Genomic DNA, 468 nt, shown 5'->3' on the forward strand with positions numbered 1-468 from the left:
CAGACTGTGTGAAAACTCTGATCACCTTTTGGTCTAAGTATGTTCTGCTTATGATCTATTAATCTATACATTTAGTTCACTTAATATACTGATATTTATATAATTAGACTATTGATTCAGTTGAGGGTTGAGGCAGTATGTCAAAGTTTATAAGCGGTGAAAGTCGTGACCAATCAACGTTATTTCCAGAATCGTTGGAAGACTACGTCAGTGAAGATAATACGGTCAGAGTGATTGATGTTTTCATTGAGGAACTAAATCTAGCTGAATTGGAGTTTAAAGGGTTAACTTTAAAGTCCACAGGCCGCCCTAAGTATCATCCAGCCACATTATTAAAACTGTATCTTTATGGTTACCTCAACCGTATTCAATCATCCCGCCGATTAGAAACCGAATGCCAACGCAATATTGAACTGATGTGGCTACTTGGTAAGTTGGCACCCGACTTTAAAACGATTGCTGATTTTA

Annotated in this window: 1 protein-coding gene; it reads left to right on the forward strand. The window is 37.2% G+C overall.

Translation table 11 applies throughout. The annotated features are described in order from the left end of the window. Positions 1–137: 137 nt before the first annotated feature. Positions 138–468 (forward strand): transposase (locus PSI06_RS21125; RefSeq protein WP_253039297.1); only part of this gene is annotated, 331 nt, incomplete at its 3' end.

Source organism: Pseudoalteromonas sp. GABNS16E (assembly GCF_028598715.1).
Classification (GTDB): domain Bacteria; phylum Pseudomonadota; class Gammaproteobacteria; order Enterobacterales; family Alteromonadaceae; genus Pseudoalteromonas; species Pseudoalteromonas atlantica.